Source organism: Sphingobium sp. MI1205 (genome assembly GCF_001563285.1).
Lineage (GTDB): Bacteria > Pseudomonadota > Alphaproteobacteria > Sphingomonadales > Sphingomonadaceae > Sphingobium.
Map to the genome: position 1 here is coordinate 1 of NZ_CP005191.1, position 19,681 is coordinate 19,681.

General features: G+C 62.3%; 26 protein-coding genes and 4 pseudogenes. 15 read left to right on the forward strand and 15 right to left on the reverse strand.

Annotated features, from left to right (window positions below; translation table 11 throughout):
• Window positions 1-1,104, forward strand: a complete 1,104-nt coding sequence (locus K663_RS20645) for a replication initiator protein A (protein WP_004213366.1) — start codon at window positions 1-3, stop codon at window positions 1,102-1,104.
• Between the two features lie 28 nt (window positions 1,105-1,132).
• On the opposite strand, the gene K663_RS20650 is transcribed toward K663_RS20645, so the two are convergent.
• The 3 genes from K663_RS20650 to K663_RS20660 form a co-directional block, all read right to left on the reverse strand.
• Window positions 1,133-1,417, reverse strand: coding sequence for a ribbon-helix-helix domain-containing protein (locus tag K663_RS20650; protein ID WP_013038654.1), 285 nt, complete (start codon window positions 1,415-1,417; stop codon window positions 1,133-1,135).
• Entirely contained in the window at window positions 1,417-2,052 is a 636-nt protein-coding gene (locus K663_RS20655; RefSeq protein ID WP_004213364.1) for a nucleotide-binding protein, read from the reverse strand. The genes K663_RS20650 and K663_RS20655 overlap by 1 nt, the downstream gene beginning before the upstream one ends.
• Before the next feature lie 121 nt (window positions 2,053-2,173).
• Window positions 2,174-2,806, reverse strand: coding sequence for a transcription elongation protein SprT (locus K663_RS20660; RefSeq protein ID WP_013038655.1), 633 nt, complete (start codon window positions 2,804-2,806; stop codon window positions 2,174-2,176).
• A gap of 418 nt (window positions 2,807-3,224) precedes the next feature.
• Between K663_RS20660 and K663_RS20665 the strand changes: the two genes are divergently transcribed.
• From K663_RS20665 to K663_RS20685, 5 genes are read left to right on the forward strand one after another with little or no spacing between them, the layout of a single operon-like run.
• On the forward strand, window positions 3,225-3,548 hold the full coding sequence (locus tag K663_RS20665; protein WP_013038657.1) for a type II toxin-antitoxin system RelE/ParE family toxin: 324 nt from the start codon (window positions 3,225-3,227) through the stop codon (window positions 3,546-3,548).
• Window positions 3,545-3,826 carry a helix-turn-helix domain-containing protein gene (locus K663_RS20670; protein ID WP_013038658.1) on the forward strand — a complete coding sequence of 94 codons (282 nt, stop codon included), beginning with the start codon at window positions 3,545-3,547 and terminating at the stop codon, window positions 3,824-3,826. Before K663_RS20665 ends, K663_RS20670 begins: the two co-directional genes overlap by 4 nt.
• Before the next feature lie 12 nt (window positions 3,827-3,838).
• On the forward strand, window positions 3,839-4,075 hold the full coding sequence (locus K663_RS20675; protein WP_013038659.1) for a hypothetical protein: 237 nt from the start codon (window positions 3,839-3,841) through the stop codon (window positions 4,073-4,075).
• Window positions 4,062-4,247 (forward strand): hypothetical protein, encoded by a 186-nt coding sequence (locus tag K663_RS20680; protein WP_020818094.1) that lies wholly within the window; start codon window positions 4,062-4,064, stop codon window positions 4,245-4,247. The genes K663_RS20675 and K663_RS20680 overlap by 14 nt, the downstream gene beginning before the upstream one ends.
• Window positions 4,244-4,870, forward strand: coding sequence for a histidine phosphatase family protein (locus tag K663_RS20685; protein WP_013038661.1), 627 nt, complete (start codon window positions 4,244-4,246; stop codon window positions 4,868-4,870). The genes K663_RS20680 and K663_RS20685 overlap by 4 nt, the downstream gene beginning before the upstream one ends.
• Here the strand turns inward: K663_RS20685 and K663_RS20690 are convergent.
• The gene (locus K663_RS20690) at window positions 4,867-5,136 is read right to left on the reverse strand and encodes a hypothetical protein (RefSeq protein ID WP_020818093.1); all 270 of its coding nucleotides are present in this window, start codon (window positions 5,134-5,136) and stop codon (window positions 4,867-4,869) included. The genes K663_RS20685 and K663_RS20690 overlap by 4 nt on opposite strands.
• 176 nt (window positions 5,137-5,312) lie before the next feature.
• On the opposite strand from K663_RS20690, the gene K663_RS20695 reads away from it, so the two are divergent.
• Window positions 5,313-6,077, forward strand: coding sequence for an IS6-like element IS6100 family transposase (locus K663_RS20695; RefSeq protein WP_001389365.1), 765 nt, complete (start codon window positions 5,313-5,315; stop codon window positions 6,075-6,077).
• Window positions 6,078-6,131: 54 nt separating this feature from the next.
• Here the strand turns inward: K663_RS20695 and K663_RS20700 are convergent.
• Window positions 6,132-6,428, reverse strand: a pseudogene (locus K663_RS20700) (transcription elongation protein SprT); the annotation flags it as partial.
• Window positions 6,429-6,844: 416 nt separating this feature from the next.
• Between K663_RS20700 and K663_RS20705 the strand changes: the two are divergent.
• The 3 genes and pseudogenes from K663_RS20705 to K663_RS23570 all read left to right on the forward strand — a co-directional run.
• On the forward strand, window positions 6,845-7,126 hold the full coding sequence (locus K663_RS20705; protein WP_007684554.1) for a type II toxin-antitoxin system RelB/DinJ family antitoxin: 282 nt from the start codon (window positions 6,845-6,847) through the stop codon (window positions 7,124-7,126).
• A complete protein-coding gene (locus tag K663_RS20710) occupies window positions 7,095-7,415 on the forward strand; it encodes a type II toxin-antitoxin system YafQ family toxin (RefSeq protein WP_021246202.1) in 321 nt (106 codons plus the stop codon). Before K663_RS20705 ends, K663_RS20710 begins: the two co-directional genes overlap by 32 nt.
• A 104-nt stretch (window positions 7,416-7,519) precedes the next feature.
• Window positions 7,520-7,742: pseudogene (locus K663_RS23570) on the forward strand (histidine phosphatase family protein); the annotation flags it as partial.
• 37 nt (window positions 7,743-7,779) lie between these two features.
• On the opposite strand, the gene K663_RS20715 reads toward K663_RS23570, so the two are convergent.
• Both K663_RS20715 and K663_RS20720 read right to left on the reverse strand, forming a co-directional pair.
• Complete coding sequence (locus tag K663_RS20715; protein WP_007684562.1) at window positions 7,780-8,043, reverse strand: hypothetical protein; 264 nt, start codon at window positions 8,041-8,043, stop codon at window positions 7,780-7,782.
• A 152-nt stretch (window positions 8,044-8,195) separates the two neighbouring features.
• Window positions 8,196-8,744 (reverse strand): TetR/AcrR family transcriptional regulator, encoded by a 549-nt coding sequence (locus tag K663_RS20720; RefSeq protein WP_007684564.1) that lies wholly within the window; start codon window positions 8,742-8,744, stop codon window positions 8,196-8,198.
• Window positions 8,745-8,933: 189 nt separating this feature from the next.
• On the opposite strand from K663_RS20720, the gene K663_RS20725 reads away from it, so the two are divergent.
• From K663_RS20725 to K663_RS20740, 4 genes and pseudogenes are all read left to right on the forward strand, one after another.
• Entirely contained in the window at window positions 8,934-10,130 is a 1,197-nt protein-coding gene (locus K663_RS20725) for an IS256 family transposase (RefSeq protein WP_007684572.1), read from the forward strand.
• A gap of 51 nt (window positions 10,131-10,181) precedes the next feature.
• Window positions 10,182-10,679, forward strand: a pseudogene (locus K663_RS20730) (IS21 family transposase); the annotation flags it as partial.
• The gene (gene istB / locus K663_RS20735) at window positions 10,676-11,539 is read left to right on the forward strand and encodes an IS21-like element helper ATPase IstB (protein WP_004211466.1); all 864 of its coding nucleotides are present in this window, start codon (window positions 10,676-10,678) and stop codon (window positions 11,537-11,539) included. The pseudogene K663_RS20730 and the gene istB, both read left to right, overlap by 4 nt.
• Before the next feature lie 81 nt (window positions 11,540-11,620).
• A pseudogene (locus tag K663_RS20740) lies at window positions 11,621-11,944 on the forward strand (transposase); the annotation flags it as partial.
• 45 nt (window positions 11,945-11,989) lie between these two features.
• On the opposite strand, the gene K663_RS20745 reads toward K663_RS20740, so the two are convergent.
• From K663_RS20745 to K663_RS20780, 8 genes are all read right to left on the reverse strand, one after another.
• A complete protein-coding gene (locus K663_RS20745) occupies window positions 11,990-13,087 on the reverse strand; it encodes an IS630 family transposase (protein ID WP_007683624.1) in 1,098 nt (365 codons plus the stop codon).
• A 63-nt stretch (window positions 13,088-13,150) separates the two neighbouring features.
• Window positions 13,151-14,113 (reverse strand): tyrosine-type recombinase/integrase, encoded by a 963-nt coding sequence (locus K663_RS20750; RefSeq protein ID WP_007682488.1) that lies wholly within the window; start codon window positions 14,111-14,113, stop codon window positions 13,151-13,153.
• Complete coding sequence (locus tag K663_RS20755; RefSeq protein WP_007682491.1) at window positions 14,113-14,511, reverse strand: hypothetical protein; 399 nt, start codon at window positions 14,509-14,511, stop codon at window positions 14,113-14,115. Before K663_RS20755 ends, K663_RS20750 begins: the two co-directional genes overlap by 1 nt.
• Window positions 14,508-14,813 (reverse strand): hypothetical protein, encoded by a 306-nt coding sequence (locus K663_RS20760; protein ID WP_007682492.1) that lies wholly within the window; start codon window positions 14,811-14,813, stop codon window positions 14,508-14,510. Before K663_RS20760 ends, K663_RS20755 begins: the two co-directional genes overlap by 4 nt.
• Window positions 14,813-15,202 carry a type II toxin-antitoxin system VapC family toxin gene (locus K663_RS20765; RefSeq protein WP_007682494.1) on the reverse strand — a complete coding sequence of 130 codons (390 nt, stop codon included), beginning with the start codon at window positions 15,200-15,202 and terminating at the stop codon, window positions 14,813-14,815. Before K663_RS20765 ends, K663_RS20760 begins: the two co-directional genes overlap by 1 nt.
• Entirely contained in the window at window positions 15,199-15,447 is a 249-nt protein-coding gene (locus K663_RS20770) for a type II toxin-antitoxin system VapB family antitoxin (RefSeq protein ID WP_007682496.1), read from the reverse strand. Before K663_RS20770 ends, K663_RS20765 begins: the two co-directional genes overlap by 4 nt.
• A 168-nt stretch (window positions 15,448-15,615) precedes the next feature.
• On the reverse strand, window positions 15,616-17,019 hold the full coding sequence (locus K663_RS20775) for an efflux transporter outer membrane subunit (RefSeq protein ID WP_013038665.1): 1,404 nt from the start codon (window positions 17,017-17,019) through the stop codon (window positions 15,616-15,618).
• Window positions 17,012-18,892 (reverse strand): efflux RND transporter permease subunit, encoded by a 1,881-nt coding sequence (locus K663_RS20780; protein WP_328514180.1) that lies wholly within the window; start codon window positions 18,890-18,892, stop codon window positions 17,012-17,014. The genes K663_RS20775 and K663_RS20780 overlap by 8 nt, the downstream gene beginning before the upstream one ends.
• Between K663_RS20780 and K663_RS20785 the strand changes: the two genes are divergently transcribed.
• Entirely contained in the window at window positions 18,879-19,643 is a 765-nt protein-coding gene (locus K663_RS20785) for an IS6-like element IS6100 family transposase (RefSeq protein WP_001389365.1), read from the forward strand. The two genes, K663_RS20780 and K663_RS20785, sit on opposite strands and share 14 nt — an antisense overlap.
• Window positions 19,644-19,681 lie beyond the last annotated feature (38 nt).

The window sequence follows — 19,681 nt, forward strand, 5'->3', positions numbered from 1 at the left end:
ATGAAACCCCGAATCGAGCCTGACCGTCAACGAAACCCCGAACTTCCGCTTGCCGTCAACGAAACCCCGAACGGCGCGGAGGGTCGCCCTCCCCTGTTGCCGGTTCGCTATCCCGATCCCGATCTGTTCATTTGCGATGTTCTCGACGCCATCCCCAAGGATGACATGGCCTCGATGGAGCATCCGATTTTCTCGCTCGCGACCAAGCCCGATCGGCGCGTGTTCCGCTACGAGCATAACGGCAACAAGCTCGAAATCGTCCCCAGCGTCAAAGGGCTGGCGACGATCCACGACAAGGATATTCTGATCTACTGCATCTCCCAGCTCATCGGGAAGATGAACCAGGGCGAGCGGCCGAGCCGCACCTTGCACCTCACGGCGCGCGATCTGCTAGTGTGGACCAACCGGCAAACCGATGGCGACGGCTATGACCGACTGCGGAGCGCGTTCGAGCGCCTGTCGGGGACGCGGATCACCACGAACATCAAGGCCGATGGCGAGGAAATCACCGAAGGGTTCGGCCTCATCAACGAATGGCGGATCGTGCGGCAAACCCGCTCCGGCCAAATGTCGGAAATCAAGGTCACGCTCTCCGATTGGCTGTTCAAGATGGTCGAGGGGCGCAGTGTCCTGACGCTGCACCGCGACTATTTCCGTCTCCGCAAGCCGCTCGAACGGCGCATCTACGAGCTGGCGCGCAAGCATTGCGGCGCGCAGGAAAAATGGTCGATCTCGGTCGAAACGCTACAGAAAAAGACTGGCGCGAGTAGCCATCTGCGCGTGTTCCGCTCGATGCTGCGCGATCTCGTCGCGCACGATCATCTGCCCGACTATGCCGTGGAAATGAACGGCGATACGGTCACGTTCCGCAATCGCGAGGCGCTGGATACGGTCGAGGCGATCGAGGCGGAACCCGAACGGCCCTATATCGACCCCGAAGGCTTCCACGACGCCAAGAGCGTTGCGCCTGGCTATGACGTGTATGCGCTCTATGACCAATGGGTGTCATGGTGGATCGACAGCGGACGGCCGGAACTGAAAAGCCCCCGCGCCGCCTTCATCGGCTTCTGCCGCAACAAGCACAAGACCGCCCCCTTGCGCTAGTATAGGCGTATACAGCTATACACCTATACTAGCTGGTGATGCGCCCCCTCCCCTTCTTCACGAACAGGTCGTCCAGCGCCTCGCCTAGCAGGCTTTGAACGGTCGTCCCTTCCTCGGCCGCGATAATACGAAGCTGTGTGCTGACCTCCGGGGGGAAATGCCCGCCAATCAACTTGGTCCCCTGTCGGCCGCTCGGCGGGGCCTTGCGGGACACGTCTACCGGCTCGATCGCCGGCGCTGGTGCCGGGGCCGCGTCTCCGTCCGCCTTGGCGCGGTTCAGCACCGCTTGCAGACTGTTTCCGCCCTTCGCCATCACGCCGCCTCCGCTTCATTGTATAGGCGTATAGTTGTATACTCGTATAGCCGGTGGATTTCGTCGGCCGCTGGTCCGTGCGGCTCGAACTCCTGCACGGCCTGGCCTGCGGCTTGGGCGCGGAAAAAGGCTTTGCGGTTGCCGATCGTCACCGGGCAAACCGTCGCGCCCAGCTCCGCCACGGCCTGAATCGCATCGCCGGTTTCCTGACCTTGTGGGGGCACGAAGGTAAGGACCACGGCAAAGGCGCGGTCGAGCTGGCGCACAACGTCGAGCGTGTGCGTCATGCTCATGGTGTCGAATACGGCCGTCTTGGTCGGGATCAGGATGAAATCGGCTTGGCGCGCTGCCTCATAGGCCACGTCGCGCGCGACCGCCGCCCCGTCGATCACGACAAGATCGGTGCCGGCATCCTCGCAGGCTTTGAGCATGGCGGGCAGGCGCACCGGCTGAATCGACGCCACGGCGGGCGTGTCGAGCTGGCGCACGTCTTTCCAGAACGAGGCCGTCGCCTGCGGGTCCAGGTCGATGATCGCAGCGACCTTGCCGGCCTGCTCGGCCGCGACCGCCAGACAGGTGGCGAGCGTCGTTTTCCCGACGCCCCCTTTCTGTGAGAGAATGGCGAGAACCTTCATGCTACACTCCTACACGTATAGTCCTATACTTGTATACGCGGTGAACCGAGAGGGAAAGCCCTATCGTCGCTGAAATGACGATAGGGCGGCGCTGAATCTGAACTGACGAAAGCGCGGCGCATCATTCCTCCGGCTCGGCCTCGTCATCGTCCAGCGGCTCATGCTGCATCTGGCCGTGATCCTCGATCGGGCAAAGCGGCGCTCCGGCCAGCTCCAACCATTTGCGCGCGGTCCTGACGGTATAGCCGCACGTCGCGCACTCGCATTTGAGCATCCGGGTTTTCTGCTTCTTGGGCGCGGTCGACTCTCCATCCGTATCAAGGCGGGCATGGGGGAGGGGGCCGACGCTCTCCAAGATCGGCGCGATGGCCGCAAGGAACGCCTCGCCGGGGGTGGTGGCGCGCATCGGCCCGACTAGGCCCAGCCCAAGGGCGGCCCGTTTAAACGCCTTCCCATGCCCTGCCGGGATGCCGACTGCGGCATGGACCAGCTCATGCGCGAGGATGGCCGCGATCTGCGCCGGCATGGCGTCGGGCGCGTGCGCCAGGTCGGGCCGGATGAAGATTTCAAAATGGCCGTCCGCGCTCAAGCGATTATCCCAGCACTCGCCGATCGCCTTGGCCTTCGCGCCTCTGCTGGTGAAGCCGATCGCCACGCGCACGCGGTCGGGCAGGGGGGCGTCCAGCGCCTCGAACAGCGGAGCCATGCCCTGCGCCACCGCATTGAGCCAGCTTTCACGGGTTTGGTGGGTCATCGTCCTTACTCCCTTCAAATCGCCTGTCCGGCGATGGCCATGCCATCGGCCGGAACACGGACGCCCAAGAACGCCGGCGGGAGAGGGGGGCAGCGGGATTCGATGGGGGTGGAGCGGCCGCAGCGCAGCGAGGCACGGCCCCGTCTAATCCCGTTGCGGGGGAGAGAAGGCCGGGACCGGCTTTCCCCCACAAGGCAGACGACGCGCCGGCGAACGCCGGCACCTTGGCTAGCGAGATCCGCTTGCGATCTCGCCCCCGCCATGTGGGTCGTCACCTTGGGCCAAGACCGCTTGCGGGCTTGGGGAGCGCAGCGAGTAGGGCCACGGTGCCGCGCAGCGGCAGGCGCAAATCCCAGCCTCCGAACGCCCAAGGCGAAGGAGCTTGAATTAATGTCTCCGTTTTGATACACCCAGCCTCATGAAGCCGGTAGAGTGGTTGGGAAGTAGCAAGGCCGATGTTCGCGCCTTCCCCGAAGATGCGCGAACAGATGCCGGTTGGCAGCTTGAGCTTGTCCAACGCGGCGACGATCCCGACGACTGGAAGCCCATGAAAACCGTGGGGCAAGGCGTTCGGGAAATTCGCATCCGGGAAGCGTCGGGCGCGTTCCGGGTGATCTATCTGGCGACGTTGGAAGACCGGGTTCTGGTGCTTCATGCGTTCCAGAAAAAGACGCAGGCAACGGCAAAGAAAGACCTCGAACTCGCGGCGCAAAGGTTGAAACGATGGAAGGCGGAGCAATGACATCGGAAATCTATGAGAACGTGTGGGACGCGCTCGCTGATACCGAGCAGGAGGCCGCGAACCTGAAACTGCGCTCGTCCTTGCTGTATGAAATCCGCAAGGTGGTGCAGGGCTGGAATGTCTCACAGGACGAAGCGGGCAAGCGGCTTGGGCTGACACGGCCCCGGACCAATGATCTGCTGCGCGGCAAGCTGGCCAAGTTCTCCCTGGATGCGCTCGTCAACATTGCAGCGTCGGCCCATCTGCACGTCGAGTTGACGCTGAAAGAAGCGGCCTGAGCGACGGGCAAAATGGCAGGCCATCGCCCGTTTCGCGATCTTGTGGCTGATCGCATGAAGGATTGGAGTCCAGAGCGCCGCGCCCAGTATGAGGCGCGCAAGGCGCAGTTCGAGGCCGAAATGGCGGCGACGGCCGAGCTGACCGGCCAAGCCGCGACGCGCGCGGCGATCGAGGAACTGGAAGCGGGGAAGGGGGCACGCTTCCCCAGCGTCGATGCGCTTATGACGGATTTGCATGATGGCGATTGATCGGCCGCGCAAAGGGGAAACGGCTGCGGAGTTTTTCAGGCGGCGTTCCAAAGGCTCCACATTGGATGGTCTTGACCGCATCTTGGCCAAGGTGCCCGATCGGCCTCCCGAACCCGGCGACGAATTGCCCGAAGGCTGGACGCCCGATCGGCTCCGGGACAACCGGCTATGAGGGCGATTTTCATCCGCCACGGCCAAAGCACCGGCAACGCCGGCGTGCCCTGCGATGATCTCGGCGCGATCGAGCTGACGGAGCTGGGCCAGGAACAGGCGCGCGAAGTCGCGGCGAGCTGGACGCAAGCGCCCGCGCTCATCGTCACGTCGCCCTATACGCGCACCCGGCAGACGGCCGCGCCGACGATCGCGCGCTTTCCCGGCGTGCCGGTCGAAGTGTGGCCGATCGAAGAGTTCACCTATCTGCAACCGGCGCGCTGGAACGGCACGCGCAGCGCGGAGCGGATGCCGCACCTCGAACGCTATTGGAGCGCGGCCGATCCTGATTATTGCGACGGGGAAGGGGCGGAGAGCTTCGCCACCCTGCTACGGCGCTGCGAGGCCGCGCTGGCGCGGCTCGCCGCCATGCCGGCTGCATCGCTGGTCTATGTGTTCGGGCATGGGCAGTTCATCCAGGCCGCGCGCGCGATCGTCGCTGACGCCCATCTGGACGAACGGGCCAAGATGCGGGCGTTCTGGCGCAAGGGCGAGCCGCCCGCGATCGCCAACGCGCAGCGGGTAGGATTTCATTGGGAAGGTGGCCGCTGGTCCTGTGCGCCGGCGCTGGCCGGCACGGCCTAAAACTGCGCGGAAAGCCGGGGCCACAAAGCCTGAAAATCTGCTTGCAGCGTCGCCCAGCTCGCGGAGTCCAGAAACTCGCCCTGGTCGTTATCTTCAAGCCGGTGATATTGCATGACGGCCGCCTCGGCTTCGGCCTGGTGCGCCGCAAGCCATGCCTCCATCTCGCGCACGATCTCATGCTGTTCCGGCCTCAACAGCTTCGGATTGACGTAGGTTCGCACAACGAAATTCGTCGGGGTGGGGTAAAAGACGGTGTGATTCCGCATACAATATTTGTTGAAGGTCACATGGCCGCCTGAATTGTCGATCTTTGGTTCGGCCTGGAAGCGACCGAGTAGCAGGCCGCCGGCGAACGGTATGGCGAGCGGCGATCCGTTCGCCGGCTCTGTTGCAAAAATCGTGAAGCTTGAGCATGCTTGGCGGAGATTGGACGGACGGAACGATGACGGATTTCAAGTGGCGCCATTTCCAGGGTGATGTGATCCTGTGGGCGGTGCGCTGGTATTGTCGCTATCCGATCAGCTATCGCGACCTTGAGGAAATGCTGGCGGAACGCGGCATTTCGGTCGACCATACGACGATCTATCGCTGGGTCCAGTGCTACGCCCCGGAGATGGAGAAGCGGCTGCGCTGGTTCTGGCGGCGTGGCTTTGATCCGAGCTGGCGCCTGGATGAAACCTACGTCAAGGTGCGGGGCAAGTGGACCTACCTGTACCGGGCAGTCGACAAGCGGGGCGACACGATCGATTTCTACCTGTCGCCGACCCGCAGCGCCAAGGCAGCGAAGCGGTTCCTGGGCAAGGCCCTGCGAGGCCTGAAGCACTGGGAAAAGCCTGCCACGCTCAATACCGACAAAGCGCCGAGCTATGGTGCAGCGATCACCGAATTGAAGCGCGAAGGAAAGCTGGACCGGGAGACGGCCCACCGGCAGGTGAAGTATCTCAATAACGTGATCGAGGCCGATCACGGAAAGCTCAAGATACTGATCAAGCCGGTGCGCGGTTTCAAATCGATCCCCACGGCCTATGCCACGATCAAGGGATTCGAAGTCATGCGAGCCCTGCGCAAAGGACAGGCTCGCCCCTGGTGCCTGCAGCCCGGCATCAGGGGCGAGGTGCGCCTTGTGGAGAGAGCTTTTGGCATTGGGCCCTCGGCGCTGACGGAGGCCATGGGCATGCTCAACCACCATTTCGCAGCAGCCGCCTGATCGGCGCAGAGCGACAGCCTACCTCTGACTGCCGCCAATCTTTGCAACAGAGCCCCCTGCCGGGATGCCGACAGCGGCATGGACCAGTTCATGCGCGAGGATGGCCGCGATCTGTGCCGGCATGGCGTCGGGCGCATGGGCAAGGTCCGGACGGATGAAGATTTCAAAATGGCCGTCCGCGCTCAGCCGGTTATCCCAGCACTCGCCGATCGCCTTGCCCTTGGCTCCCGCGCTGGTGAAGCCGATCGCCACGCGCACCCGGTCGGGCAGGGGAGCTTCCAGCGCCTCAAAGAGCGGGGCCATGCCCGCCGCCACCCGATTGAGCCAGCTTTCCCGGTTGTCGTGGGTCATCGTCTCTATTCCCTTCAGATCGCCTGTCCGGCGATGGCCATGCCATCGGCCGGAACACGGACGCCCAAGAACGCCGGCGAGAGAGGGGGGCAGCGGGAATCGACGGGGTGGAGCGGGCGCAGCGAGGCCCAGCCGAGCGAGCCACGGCCCGTCTATTCCCGTTGCTGGGGAGAGGGGGGGCGGAACGTCCTCTCCCCACTGAACAAACGACATGCCGGCCAGCGCCGGCACCTTGTCCCCGAGATCCGCGCACGCGATCTCGCCCGCCATGTGGATCGTCACCGAATGGCCAAGACCGCGTGCGGGCTTGGGGAGCGCAGCGACTAGAGCCACGGTGCCGCGCAAGCGGCAGGCGCACAATGGTTGTAATTGTAGCTCAGTTGAGCTACATCGAACACGGATCACAGGAGGTTCTTATGGCCGCTACCGCTTTCGTGCGTGCGCGCATCGACGAAACATTGAAGGATGAAGCCGCCGCCGTCCTGGCCGAACTGGGGCTGACCGTATCCGATGTGGTCCGCATGACGCTCACCCGGGTCGCGAAGGATCATGCCTTGCCGTTCGAGCTGAAAGTGCCGAACGCCGAAACACGGGCAGCCATCGAAGCCTCTCGCGCCACGATGAAGGCCCGCCGCGCCCGTTTCACCGATCCTCAGGAAGTCTTTGATGCCCTCGACCAAGAAGCCCGCCAGCAGTAAGCGCGCCTCGCTCCCCCGAGAGGCGTCTTATGAAAAGCGGTTCGCGAAGGATTGGGAGCGGTTGTCGCGCAGCGGGCGCTACAACATGAAGCAGCTCAAGGAAGCGATGATGCTCCTCATCGCCAACGACGCGCCGCTTGGCCCGGAATGGCTGGACCACGCCCTCAAAGGCGATTGGAGCGATCATCGCGAGTGCCATATCGGCGGCGACTTCCTGCTCATCTACACGATCGAGGGAAATCTGGTGAACTTCGTGCGCGCCGGCACGCATTCGGAACTGTTCGAATAGCCTGCCGCTTCCTGGCGAACACAAGAAAAGCAAGCGAAGCGCTACTGTTTGGCTATCTTTTGTATATCGCTTGGATAGCGCTCGCCAGCAATGAAGGGGAAGCCATGAAGGCCATATTCATCCGCCACGGCGAAAGCACCGGCAATGCCGGCATGCCCTGTCACGATCTGGCGACGATCGAGGCCACGAACAGACGCGCCAGGTTACCGCGAGCTTGCCCGAAGCCGACCCCGCAGTATCACGTCACCTATACCCGCACCCGGCAGAGCGCCGCGCTGCTGATCGCGTTTCCCCGCCGTGCGGGTCGAGACGTGGCCCATAGGAGAGAGCTTTAAAACAATCCTGCGATGCAGCGATGGACGCCTCAGTTCACCTGACGCCGGTGCTTGCCACCATACTTCTTGCCGCAATAGTCATCCAGTTCCCGCATCTCGTTCACGGCGGCGGCGACCAGCGCGGTGGCGCAGGACAGACCGCTGTCCGGTGTAGCCATCCGGGCCTCCACGCGATTTCGCAGTTCCTCGATGTCGGCGCGCGACAGGACGTTCTTTTCTCGCAAATAGCAGATCAGGCTTTGCAACAGGATCATTGCCTTGTCGCCGGGGGCCACATTATCGTTGTTCATCATCTTTCCGGTATCCTCTGGAGCGACCGTATTCCTCGGCCTGTAATGAGAAGATGATATGATGCTGAACAATTGTCCAGTGCCCGGGGACCTTCAGCTCACCAAAATGCCAATCGAGCTGCGCCAGCCTTGGTCCGCGCGCACTGAGCAGGTCCTCAATTGCACATTGCGGCGAGTTCCCGGCGGAACAGCGACGCCATGTAGTGGCGCAAGATTTTGTGGTCTCGGTAAGGAAACAGCTCGGCCCCCGCTACCATTCCCCAGGACATGGTGATGATGAAGTCCACCACCGTTGATCTGTCCTGTGGAGATGCGCCCGGCGCCAAAGAGGCCAGCGCCGCTCCCAGGCTGGTGCGCAGCCGGACATCCGCCTTGCGATTGATCTCGGCGATGATCGGGTTACACCCCACTGTGGCCACGAATTCGCACATCATGCGGCGATTTTCATGCGATGGCTCATCGATGGCGATTCGCTCGATCCAGGCGAGGATACCTTCGCGATCCCCCACCGCGACCGCCGTCTCCAGCGTCTCTTCCTCGAGCCATTCAGCAAGGTCGGCTTCGCAGATGGCGGCAATGATCGCCTCCTTGTTGGCAAAGTCCCGATAGATCTGCCCCACCGCGATGCCGGATGAACTGGCGATTTGGGCCATCCCGGTCTGATGGAATCCGCGTTTGACGAAGAGATCGCGGGTCGTGGCCAATATATGCTGCCGCCGCGCCGCAGAGCGGGGTCCCCGCACTCTTGCGACCGAATTGTTTTTTGCCACCATACCTCCCTAGTGGATTGATCGGAACGAATGGGTAGTGTGCGTGAAGTTCTGCAAAATCGCTTGAGGAGCGAGGCGGTCATGGCAGGCTGGTGATGTTCAACGTCACCGAGGAGACCCGCCATGACCAGGACCGAGATTAAGCCTGCTGTATCCGCTGTCAAAGAGTTGCTGGCGCAGGAGCCGGATGCGCTTCGCGAGATTGTGCGCAGCGTGATGCAGGCGATGCTGGAAGCCGAGATGGACGAGGCGCTGGGCGCGGGCAAGAGCGAGCGCAGCGATGCGCGGCTCGGCTACCGTTCGGGGCATTACCCGCGCACGCTGGTGACGCGGGTCGGCAAGCTGGAGCTGCGGGTGCCGCAGGACCGTGCCGGGCGCTTCTCGACCGAGCTGTTCGAGCGCTACCAGCGGTCGGAGCAGGCGCTGGTGGCGACGCTGGCCGAGATGTATGTCCAGGGCGTTTCGACGCGCAAGGTCAAGGCGATCACCGAAGAGCTGTGCGGCCATGCCTTCTCGGCCTCGACGATCTCGGCGATCAACAAGAAGCTCGATGGCAGCCTGGCGGCCTTTGCCCAGCGCCGCCTCGACGAGCCGTTCCCTTATCTGATCCTTGATGCCCGCTACGAGAAAGTGCGCGAAGGCGGCGTGGTTGGAAGCCAGGCGGTGCTGATCGCGATCGGCATCGACTGGGACGGCAGGCGGCAGATACTGGCCGTGGAGATGGCCAATCGCGAGAGCGCCACGTCATGGAAGGACTTCCTGCTGCGCCTGCGTGACCGGGGCCTGCATGGCACCGAGTTCGTCGTCGCCGACGATCATGCCGGCCTGCGCGCGGCGATCCGCGAGGTGCTGACCGGCGCCGCATACCAGCGCTGCTACGTGCACTTCCTGAGGAACGCGCTCGATCACTTGCCAAGGAAGGCCGACGACGACTGCCTGCAGGAACTGCGCTGGCTCTACGACCGGCGCAACCTCGCCGAGGCCCGCGCCGATCTCGCCCAGTGGCTCGCCCGATGGAGCGCCAAATATCCCAGGCTCACCGACTGGGCCGAGGAGACGATCGAGGAGACCTTCTCCTTCTACCGGCTGCCACGCAGGCATCACAAGCACATGAAAAGCACCAACATGCTCGAACGCTTCAATGAGGAAATCCGGCGGCGAACCTATGTCGTGCGGATATTCCCCAACGCCCCCAGCTGCCTGCGCCTGGTCCGCGCACTCGCCGTCGAAACCCACGAAAACTGGCTCGAAGCCAACCGCTACCTCAATATGGACGAACTGCGCGAGCAGAAGAAAACCGAACTACGCAAAGCCGCATGACCAGCACCATGACCGCCAATTTGCAGAACTTGACGCACACAACCAACGAAGGTGCCGTCACGGTTGATCGGGCATCGACTGCGTGTGCGCCTCTACGATGATCGGCTCGATCTGTTCCTGGGCGGCAGTTATCTCATGACCCGGCCACGCGGTCGCCCGAAAAGCGCTACCGAACATGGCTATGTGGTGGATTACCGTCACGTGATCCATAGCCTCAGGCGTAAGCCGATGGCCCTGCTGCAGCTGACCTATCGCGACCAGTTGTTCCCGCGCGAGGCGTACAGGCTCATGTTCGAACGGCTGCTCGAAGCCATGTCCGAGCGTGACGCTTGCCGCAAGATGGTCGAGTTGCTGTCCATGGCCCATGAACGGGCCTGCGAGGCCGAGCTTGCCGATCTTCTCGCCCAGGACCTTGACGAAGGCCGGCTGCCTGACATCGCCGCGTTGCGAACGCGCTTCTCGCCCGATCCGGCCGCGCTGCCCGAGGTGGTGGTCGAGCTTGGCCCCCTGACCGACTACGATGCCCTGCTGCTGGGAGAGGCCGCATGACCAAGGCCCATAACGTCGATGCCCAGCGCCTGAGCTTCATCCTCAACGAGTTGAGGCTTCCTGCCATCAAGGTGATCTGGCCCGAGTTTACCGAACGTGCCGACAAGGAGGGCTGGCCCGCCACCCGACTGCTCGCTGCACTTACCGAGCATGAAATGGCCGAACGTGACCGGCGTAGGATCGAACGTCATCTGAGCGACGCACGATTACCACCGGGCAAAACGCTCGACAGCTTCGCCTTCGACGCCGTGCCGATGGTCTCGCGGGCGCAGGTCACGGCCATGACCTCGGGCGACGGATGGCTGGAAAAGGGCGCCAATCTCATCCTGTTCGGCCCGCCGGGCGGAGGAAAGAGCCACTTGGCGGCAGCCATCGGCCTGCAACTTGTCCAGAATGGTTGGCGCGTGCTGTTCACCCGCACGTCCGAGCTGGTCCAGAAGCTTCAGCTCGCGCGCCGCGAACTGGCGCTCGAATCCGCCATCGCCAAGCTCGACAAATACCACCTGCTCATCCTGGACGACCTCGCCTATGTCGCCAAGGATCAGGCTGAAACCTCCGTGCTCTTCGAGTTGATCAGCGCACGCTATGAGCGCCGATCCATGCTCATCACGGCCAACCAGCCCTTCGGCGAATGGAACCGGGTCTTCCCGGATCCCGCCATGACGCTCGCGGCCGTCGACCGTCTCGTTCATCACGCCACCATCTTCGAGATGAATGTCGAGAGCTATCGTCGCAGGGCCGCCCTCCAGCGACAGACAGGGGCTGGAAGGACCCCAAAATACGCGACAATCAAATCCATCGAGAAAATGTCGATCAGCGACAATCAGAGCGAAGAATCGCCCTTGCCAGCGACAATCTAACCCGGCACCATGAACCCGCCGCGACAATCTGTTCTCATCCTGATAGTCGCTGACCTCTCACCCAGATCGTCGCGCTATAACTACGTCTCAAATTTACCTGCCGACGCCACCCTCAAAATGCTCGCCGCGACGATCAAGGCGAGATGGATCTGCGAGCAAGCACATCAGCAGCTCAAGGAAGAACTGGGCCTCGATCATTTCGAAGGCCGCTCCTGGGTTGGATTACATCGACATGCATTGATGACAATGATCGCATACGCTTTCCTTCAAGCCCGCCGTCTCAAAGCAGCGGGGCGGAAAAAAAAGAGTCGGGGGGCCGCCGCCACAACCGAGCATGCCAGCTATCCGACAGGCGATCTTGAACATCTTCATAAGGCCTCCGCCACTTCGGTGCCCCCATTGTGAAAAGCTCCTCGTAGACAGGCCTGAACAAAAACTGCCAAAGTAGTGCTAGTCACCTGAATCTGAAGTTCGGCTCATTGTTTTTTGGCAGAATCGTTTGACGGCGGCGAGGATTTCGTCGGCGGATTTGACCCATTTGTAGGGCTTGGGGTTTTCGTTGTGCGCCGCGATGAATGCGGTGATGTCGGTCTCAAGTTCAGCGGTTGATCGGTGGACACCGCGCTGCAACTGCTTGCGGGTCAGTTCTGCAAACCATCGTTCGACCTGATTGATCCAGGACGCCGAAGTCGGTGTGAAGTGAGCATGCCAATGCGGGCGGCGTGCGAGCCAGGCCTTGATCTTTGGCGTCTTGTGGGTCGCATAGTTGTCCATCACGAGGTGGACGTCTGGCCCCTTGGGGATCGCGGCGTCGATCCGCTTGAGGAAGTCGAGGAACTCGGTTGCCCGATGGCGCTTGTAGCATTTCCCGATCACGGCGCCGGTGGCAATGTCGAGCGCGGCGAACAGGGATGTCGTGCCATTGCGGACGTAGGTATGGGTGCGCCGCTCAGGAACCCCCGGCGCCATGGGCAAGACCGGCTGCTCGCGATCCAGCGCCTGGATTTGCGATTTTTCATCCACGCACAGCACGATCGCCCGGTTCGGCGGCGACATGTAGAGCCCGACTATGTCCTGCACCTTGTCGACAAATAGCGGATCGGTGGACAGCTTGAATGTCTCGGACCGGTGCGGCTGCAGGCCGAACGCGCCCCAGATCCGGCGGATGGTGGTGTGTGACAGCCCGGACTTGGCGGCCATGGAACGGATCGACCAATGCGTGGCGTCCTTGGGGGTCGTGTTCAGCGTACGCTCGATCACCTGAGCTACTTGCGTGTCAGATACTGTTCGTGGCCGACCCGCACGATATTCGTCAGTCAGTCCTTCAATGCCAGCCTGCACGAACCGGCGGCGCCATTTGCCAACCGTGTGCTCGTGAACGCCCAGGCGTTCGGCGACTTCCTTGCTCTGCAGCCCTTCTGCACAAAGCAGGACCATCCGGCATCGATCAGAGAGTGAACGCGGCGCTTTGTGGCGGCGGACCTGAGCTTCGAGAAAACGCCGGTCATCTCCGCTCAAGACAACCAAATCCGCCCGTCTGCCCGCCATCACATTAACCTCCGTCTGATCTACAAGGGCTTATACAATGAAGCTTACTTCAGTTCCAGGTGACTAGATCAACACCCGTTCCACCTCATCGAGCGTCACGTCATCGGGCCTCCGATCGTAGAGCTGGGTCGTGCGCGTGGAGCTATGGTTCGCCATCGTCGCGGCCGTCTCCAGCGTGCCGCCGTTCTTCAGGTAAGTGGTAATCCCGGTCGCGCGGAACGAATGGTTGCCGATCGCCGTGCCGATCTCGGCCGCCACCGCGCGTCGGCGCACCATCGCGAACGCATTGGCCTGGGGCAGGGGAGTGTCGCTTAGCCGCTTGGTCCCGCGCGCGATCGTGCGGAACAACGGCCCCTTGGCTTGCGCGCGCAGCTCACACCCGTCGATATAGGCGGTCAGATAGTCCTCAAGATTATGGTGGCAGGGCATTTCGTGCTGCTTGCCGCCCTTTTCGTGCAGCCGCACCCAGAGACGGCGGTTCTGCATGAAAACGTCCTCGACACGCATGGAGAGCGCCGCGCCGATCCGCGCGAACGAATAGACCATCAGCCCGATTAGCGCGCGGTCGCGCAGACCCGCCGGCCCACCCACGTCGATCGTATCAAGCAGCCGCCGCGCCTCGTCGGGGGCCAGCACCGGCGTCTTGCCGCGCCGCTGACTATGCGCCGGCCCGCGCACCGATGCGGCGGGGTTCACCGGCATGACCTGGCCTATCACCAGCCAGTCGAACAGCCGACGCACGCCGGCGAGCTGCTGCTTGACGCTGGGCGCGCTCATCTCGCCTCCCAGCGCCTCGATCCACGCGCCGACGTGGAGCGGCTGCACGGCCCCAAGGGACGTGACCCCGCGCGCCGCTACCCAGGTCAGGAAGTCGCCAGCCGCGCGCGCATAGGCGCGGCGCGTATGCGCGTTGCGGATGGTGACGGCGAAAAACTCCAGGAACCGCAACCGCGCGCGGTCGTCGGCCGACGCGATCAGCGCCGGCAAGGCCAGCGTGGGCGAGGGAAGGGGGGCGAGCTGAGCCATTACCCCTCTCTCCGCCAGCGTGCGGGCGCGGCGCGCGGTTCGACGCGACGGCGCGCCATCTCCGCTTGCACCTGTTCATGGGGAGTGCCCGGCCTCGGATCATCGACCGCCGCCTGCAACAACCGGCGCAGCAACGCGTCGCGCAGATCACGATGCGGCTCCAGATCGCGGAAGTTGCCGACGATCGCGAACACCGCCTCCGAAGGATCGGCGAACATGCCGCGCTCGATCGGTTCCAACAGCCAGTCGGCCAGCGCCGGGGGCAGATAGGCCTCAAACCGCAACCCGCCCGCGCGGGCCTGCTCCCGCAAGCTCTCGGCCTGGGCGCGGGACACGGGATTGTCATACGGGTAATCATCCTCGTCGTGCATGTCGGGGACACCGCCGATCTGGGTCATGGCCGGCCCCGGACATGGGCGGCGGGATCGATGATCGTGATGGCGTCGCGCGAGCCGTTGGCGACGGCATCGGCGATCCCGAAGATCTCGACGCGACCGCCTTCGTTGTAGATGCGTCCCGCCACCGTGCCATGGATGATTGCGCGCGCGCCGGTCTCGATCGTCAGGTTGCCCGTAATTGTGCCGTGGAGGATGAAACGGATGCCCCGATGCAGCGTCGCATCGCCAGCGACCATGCCATAGAGGGCGATATTCTCCTCGATGGCGAAGGGGCCTTCGATCTTGTCGTGCACCGCGCGCATTATGCCGCCGCCTCTATGTCCGTCAGGGCAAAATCATTGCCCTTGAACAACAGCGGCTCGTCGGTCGCCTTGGCCAGCGCATAGGAAAAGCAGTCGCCAAAGTTCAGGCCCGCTTTGTGGCGGCCCTTGCCGAAATCGAGAAACGCCTGTCGCGCCAGTTCGCCATGATCGAGCGTCACCGGTTCGATCGTGATGCCGGCGCGGCGAAAGAAGGCTTCGGTCTGGCGCATCCCTTCGGGACCGAGCTGGCGTTCGATGACCATCGACAGCTCGACATAGCTGGCGACGCTGATGCGGCAGGCATCGGCATCATGGATGGCTTGTGCGAAGGTCGCCGCTTCGGGTTCGCGATAGAGGATCGCGACCAGGGCCGAGGTGTCGAGGATCATTTCGGCAGGCCATTATCGTCATAAAACAGTTCGGCATGATCGACATAGGGGCGCTTCACATGCGTGGCGGCGCGATCGGCGATCGTTAGCAGTTCCGCGACGCTCGCCTTGCTTTTCTGACGCTCGATCCTGGCGAAGCGCTCGCGCAGCGCCTCCGTCACCACGCGGGTCATGCTCTGGCCGGTCGCTTGGGCGATGGCCTGCGCAAGCCGATGGGCTTCAGGGTCTTTAACATTGAGGCTCATGGTCCGCCTTTCTAGAAAATTAGCCACCTTTCTACCATGCAGCGCGCCTAAGGGGAAGAGTGTATGATAAAGGACATTATCATATATAGGTCAGGGAATTTATCGGCGGACCGATCTGTAGGTTGTCATGATCAATAGCCAAGGCCCGTCGGTGGAACATTACCACCATTACCCTTGCTGGCCGCCGCCCAGAGCGACATACAGAGAGACGAGAGCATCCAGCTCGGCGCGACGCAGCTGTATCAGTGTCTGTTCCGCGATGAACAGATTCCGTTCGGCATCGAGCACTTCAAGGTAATTTGCGACGCCCTCGCGGTAGCGAGTGCGGGCAAGATCGGCGATCGCTCGCTGTGCCGCAGTGGCACGAACCTGCGCGGCGACCTGTTCAGCAAGCCAGCGGCGCCCGGCAAGGGCGTCCGCAACTTCGCGGAAAGCTCCCTGAATGGTGCGTTCGTATTCGGCGATGGCAATATCCTCACGTGCCTCAGCCACGCTCAGATTGCCCTTCCTCGCACCCCAATCGAAGATGGGTAGGCTGATCGAAGGTCCAAAGCTCCAGCTCAGTCCTTCGTTTCCGATCAAATTCCCAAGATCAGTTGAAGCGAAACCGATACTACCGGTTAGTGAGATGGATGGAAAGAAGGCTGCCCGAGCAGCACCGATATTGGCACGCGCTGCCCGCAGTTTCTCTTCTGCCGCCAATATGTCCGGTCGAGTCACCATCAGCTCGGAGGGTAATCCGGCGGCAATCACCGTTCCGTTTTTCTGGTCAGCCAGCGTCAGCGGCACCGTGAGCCCGACAGGAACGGGTCCGCCCAAGAGTACGGCCAGGAAGTTCTCACTCTGCGCCTCGGCCAAGCGCAGGCTGGCCAACTCCGTTTCGGCTTGAGTCAGTAGCGACTCCGCCTGTCGAAAATCAAGAGCTGAAGTCACCCCGGCTTCAAGGCGACGCTCGGCTATGCGGAGGCCTTCCTGCCGGCTGCGTACCGTAGCTTCGGCAAGGGCGATCCGCTCGTCGGCTTCCCGGGAAGCAAAATAGGTCGAGGCCACATCCCGGATCAACGCGAGGCGGAACGCCCGTTCAGCCTGCACGGTTGCTAGATATTGCGAGCGCGCTGCGTCAGAAAGGTTGCGCACCCGGCCCCAGAAATCGAGCTCGAATCCTGTGACGCCAACGCCGATCGAGTAGCGGGTATCGGTGATCGCACCCACTTCGGGAATGCCAATCGCCGAACCTGGCGTGCGGCTGCGAGTCACATCGCCGTTGGCGCCGAGCGCAGGCAGCCGTTCGGCACCCTGGATTCGATAAAGACCACGCGCCTCCTGTATCTGCGCTACGGCAACGGCGAGATCGCGGTTCCGCTCGAGAGCGGTGGCAATGAGGGTCTCCAGTTGAGGATCAGCGAAGAACTCCCGCCAGCTGATTTCCACCGCCCGCCGACCGAGCACCCCGTCGCCCGCGTAGGAGGTGGGGTAATCCCGAGTGGTCGGCAGCGCTGGCCGCGCGTGAGGCGGGGCTAACTGGCACGCGCCCAGAAACGATGTCAGAGTGAGCACAAAGACTCTACGCATGATTGGGCTCCGGTTGCGCCTGACCGGGAGCAGCAGGCCGCTTCTTACTGAGCCAGCGGCGTATCGACAGATAGAAGAGCGGAATGAAGAAAATTCCGAGCACAGTGGCAGCCAGCATTCCGCCGACAACACCGGTCCCAACCGCGATTCGGCTCGCCGCACCGGCACCGGAAGCAATGAAGAGCGGTATCATGCCACCGATGAAGGCGAGCGACGTCATGATAATGGGGCGCAGGCGCAGTTTCACAGCTTCGAGTGTCGCCTCAAGCGGGGTCTTGCCCTCCGCTTCTTGCTCGATCGCAAACTCGACGATCAGGATCGCGTTCTTGGCGGCCAAGCCGATGATCGTGATGATGCCAACGTTGAAATAGACGTCGGCGGACAGTCCCCTCATCACCGTAAAGAGGACGGAGCCAAGTACGCCGAGCGGTACAACCAAAAGCACGGAAACAGGGATGGACCAGCTCTCGTAGAGAGCGGCCAGCAGCAAGAATACAACAAGTATAGACAAGCCTAGCAGCATACCGACCTGTCCGCCGGCCTGCTGCTCCTCATAGGACATTCCCGTCCATTCATATGCGAAGCCCTCCGGCAGTGCATTGGCGAGCCGTTCCATCTCCGCCATGGCCTCGCCAGTCGACTGGCCCGGGGCAGCGTTCCCGGAAATGGTCATCGAAGGATAGCCGTTATAGCGCTGGAGCTGCTGCGCGCCCGATGTCCATTCAACCTGTGTAAACGAGCCGAAGGGCACCATTTCGCCGGCTGCATTTCGAACCTTGAGGTCGAGCACGTCCTGTGGCGTCATTCGGTGAGATGCTTCGGCTTGCAGGAGCACCCGCAGGATCCGCCCTTCACGGTTGAAGTCATTGGCATATGCGCTGCCGAAAGCGATCGCGAGCGTTCCGTTAACGTCGCCAATCGAGAGGCCGAGGGCGCGAGCCTGTATCCTGTCGATCATGACCCGCAGCTGAGGTGCATCTTCCTGGCCCTCCGGTCGAACACCGGCAAGGATCGGGCTCTGGCTCGCGGCGGCAAGCAGCTGATTGCGCGCGTTGAAGAGCGCTTCAGCACCGTTGCCGCCGACATCCTCCAATTTGAAGGTAAAGCCGCCGGCGATGCCAAGTTCGGCGATCGCGGGGGGATTGAGGGCAAAGACCATGGCTTCCTTGATCGATGTGAAGAAGCCCATCGCCTTTCCGACCAAGGCTAGCGAGCTATTCTCCTCGCCGGAGCGCTCCTCCCACGGCTTGAGCATCGTGAACATCATTCCATTCGCTTGGCCTTGGCCGAAGAAGCTAAAGCCTCGCACCACAAACACGCTCGTCACAATGTCTTGCTGATTGTAAAATTCCTTCACCTGACGCACCGCTTCTTCAGTCCGCTCACGGGTCGCGCCGGGGGGAGCTTGTACAACAGTGATGACAGTCCCCTGGTCCTCCTGCGGGAGGAATCCACCGGGAAGGCGCGAGAACAAGATAACCGTCAGGCCGACCAACGCGATGAATATGGCGAGCCAGCGCAGAGGCCGCGACAATATCCGAGCGACGCCGCCTTGATAACGATCAGTCGTACGTCCAAACCAGTTGTTGAATCCAGTAAAAAAGCGACCGGTTCGCCGCGTGAGCCAATTCTCCTTGCGATGGTTTTCGGGTACGTGCGGCTTGAGAAAAGTCGCACACAGCGCGGGAGTGAGCGTCAGCGCCAATAGCGCCGAGAACCCGATCGAGACGATCAGCGTGACGGAAAACTGTCGGTAGATACCGCCCGTCGACCCGGGGAAGAAGGCCATCGGCACGAAGGCTCTGTTGCAAAAATCGTGAAGCTTGAGCATGCTTGGCGGAGATTGGACGGACGGAACGATGACGGATTTCAAGTGGCGCCATTTCCAGGGTGATGTGATCCTGTGGGCGGTGCGCTGGTATTGTCGCTATCCGATCAGCTATCGCGACCTTGAGGAAATGCTGGCGGAACGCGGCATTTCGGTCGACCATACGACGATCTATCGCTGGGTCCAGTGCTACGCCCCGGAGATGGAGAAGCGGCTGCGCTGGTTCTGGCGGCGTGGCTTTGATCCGAGCTGGCGCCTGGATGAAACCTACGTCAAGGTGCGGGGCAAGTGGACCTACCTGTACCGGGCAGTCGACAAGCGGGGCGACACGATCGATTTCTACCTGTCGCCGACCCGCAGCGCCAAGGCAGCGAAGCGGTTCCTGGGCAAGGCCCTGCGAGGCCTGAAGCACTGGGAAAAGCCTGCCACGCTCAATACCGACAAAGCGCCGAGCTATGGTGCAGCGATCACCGAATTGAAGCGCGAAGGAAAGCTGGACCGGGAGACGGCCCACCGGCAGGTGAAGTATCTCAATAACGTGATCGAGGCCGATCACGGAAAGCTCAAGATACTGATCAAGCCGGTGCGCGGTTTCAAATCGATCCCCACGGCCTATGCCACGATCAAGGGATTCGAAGTCATGCGAGCCCTGCGCAAAGGACAGGCTCGCCCCTGGTGCCTGCAGCCCGGCATCAGGGGCGAGGTGCGCCTTGTGGAGAGAGCTTTTGGCATTGGGCCCTCGGCGCTGACGGAGGCCATGGGCATGCTCAACCACCATTTCGCAGCAGCCGCCTGATCGGCGCAGAGCGACAGCCTACCTCTGACTGCCGCCAA

Coding starts and splice junctions, on each gene's coding strand:
- K663_RS20675 (WP_013038659.1), top strand. CDS start 3,839: ATGGCAGGCCATCGCCCGTTTCGCGATCTTGTGGCTGATCGCATGAAG.
- K663_RS20765 (WP_007682494.1), bottom strand. CDS start 15,202: ATGATCCTCGACACCTCGGCCCTGGTCGCGATCCTCTATCGCGAACCC.
- K663_RS20685 (WP_013038661.1), top strand. CDS start 4,244: ATGAGGGCGATTTTCATCCGCCACGGCCAAAGCACCGGCAACGCCGGC.
- K663_RS20690 (WP_020818093.1), bottom strand. CDS start 5,136: ATGCGGAATCACACCGTCTTTTACCCCACCCCGACGAATTTCGTTGTG.
- K663_RS20760 (WP_007682492.1), bottom strand. CDS start 14,813: ATGCGCGCGGTGCACGACAAGATCGAAGGCCCCTTCGCCATCGAGGAG.
- K663_RS20655 (WP_004213364.1), bottom strand. CDS start 2,052: ATGAAGGTTCTCGCCATTCTCTCACAGAAAGGGGGCGTCGGGAAAACG.
- K663_RS20660 (WP_013038655.1), bottom strand. CDS start 2,806: ATGACCCACCAAACCCGTGAAAGCTGGCTCAATGCGGTGGCGCAGGGC.
- K663_RS20755 (WP_007682491.1), bottom strand. CDS start 14,511: ATGACCCAGATCGGCGGTGTCCCCGACATGCACGACGAGGATGATTAC.
- K663_RS20695 (WP_001389365.1), top strand. CDS start 5,313: ATGACGGATTTCAAGTGGCGCCATTTCCAGGGTGATGTGATCCTGTGG.
- K663_RS20745 (WP_007683624.1), bottom strand. CDS start 13,087: ATGGCGGGCAGACGGGCGGATTTGGTTGTCTTGAGCGGAGATGACCGG.
- K663_RS20715 (WP_007684562.1), bottom strand. CDS start 8,043: ATGATGAACAACGATAATGTGGCCCCCGGCGACAAGGCAATGATCCTG.
- istB (WP_004211466.1), top strand. CDS start 10,676: ATGACCAAGGCCCATAACGTCGATGCCCAGCGCCTGAGCTTCATCCTC.
- K663_RS20705 (WP_007684554.1), top strand. CDS start 6,845: ATGGCCGCTACCGCTTTCGTGCGTGCGCGCATCGACGAAACATTGAAG.
- K663_RS20680 (WP_020818094.1), top strand. CDS start 4,062: ATGATGGCGATTGATCGGCCGCGCAAAGGGGAAACGGCTGCGGAGTTT.
- K663_RS20785 (WP_001389365.1), top strand. CDS start 18,879: ATGACGGATTTCAAGTGGCGCCATTTCCAGGGTGATGTGATCCTGTGG.
- K663_RS20645 (WP_004213366.1), top strand. CDS start 1: ATGAAACCCCGAATCGAGCCTGACCGTCAACGAAACCCCGAACTTCCG.
- K663_RS20775 (WP_013038665.1), bottom strand. CDS start 17,019: ATGCGTAGAGTCTTTGTGCTCACTCTGACATCGTTTCTGGGCGCGTGC.
- K663_RS20650 (WP_013038654.1), bottom strand. CDS start 1,417: ATGGCGAAGGGCGGAAACAGTCTGCAAGCGGTGCTGAACCGCGCCAAG.
- K663_RS20665 (WP_013038657.1), top strand. CDS start 3,225: ATGAAGCCGGTAGAGTGGTTGGGAAGTAGCAAGGCCGATGTTCGCGCC.
- K663_RS20725 (WP_007684572.1), top strand. CDS start 8,934: ATGACCAGGACCGAGATTAAGCCTGCTGTATCCGCTGTCAAAGAGTTG.
- K663_RS20750 (WP_007682488.1), bottom strand. CDS start 14,113: ATGGCTCAGCTCGCCCCCCTTCCCTCGCCCACGCTGGCCTTGCCGGCG.
- K663_RS20770 (WP_007682496.1), bottom strand. CDS start 15,447: ATGAGCCTCAATGTTAAAGACCCTGAAGCCCATCGGCTTGCGCAGGCC.
- K663_RS20710 (WP_021246202.1), top strand. CDS start 7,095: ATGCCCTCGACCAAGAAGCCCGCCAGCAGTAAGCGCGCCTCGCTCCCC.
- K663_RS20670 (WP_013038658.1), top strand. CDS start 3,545: ATGACATCGGAAATCTATGAGAACGTGTGGGACGCGCTCGCTGATACC.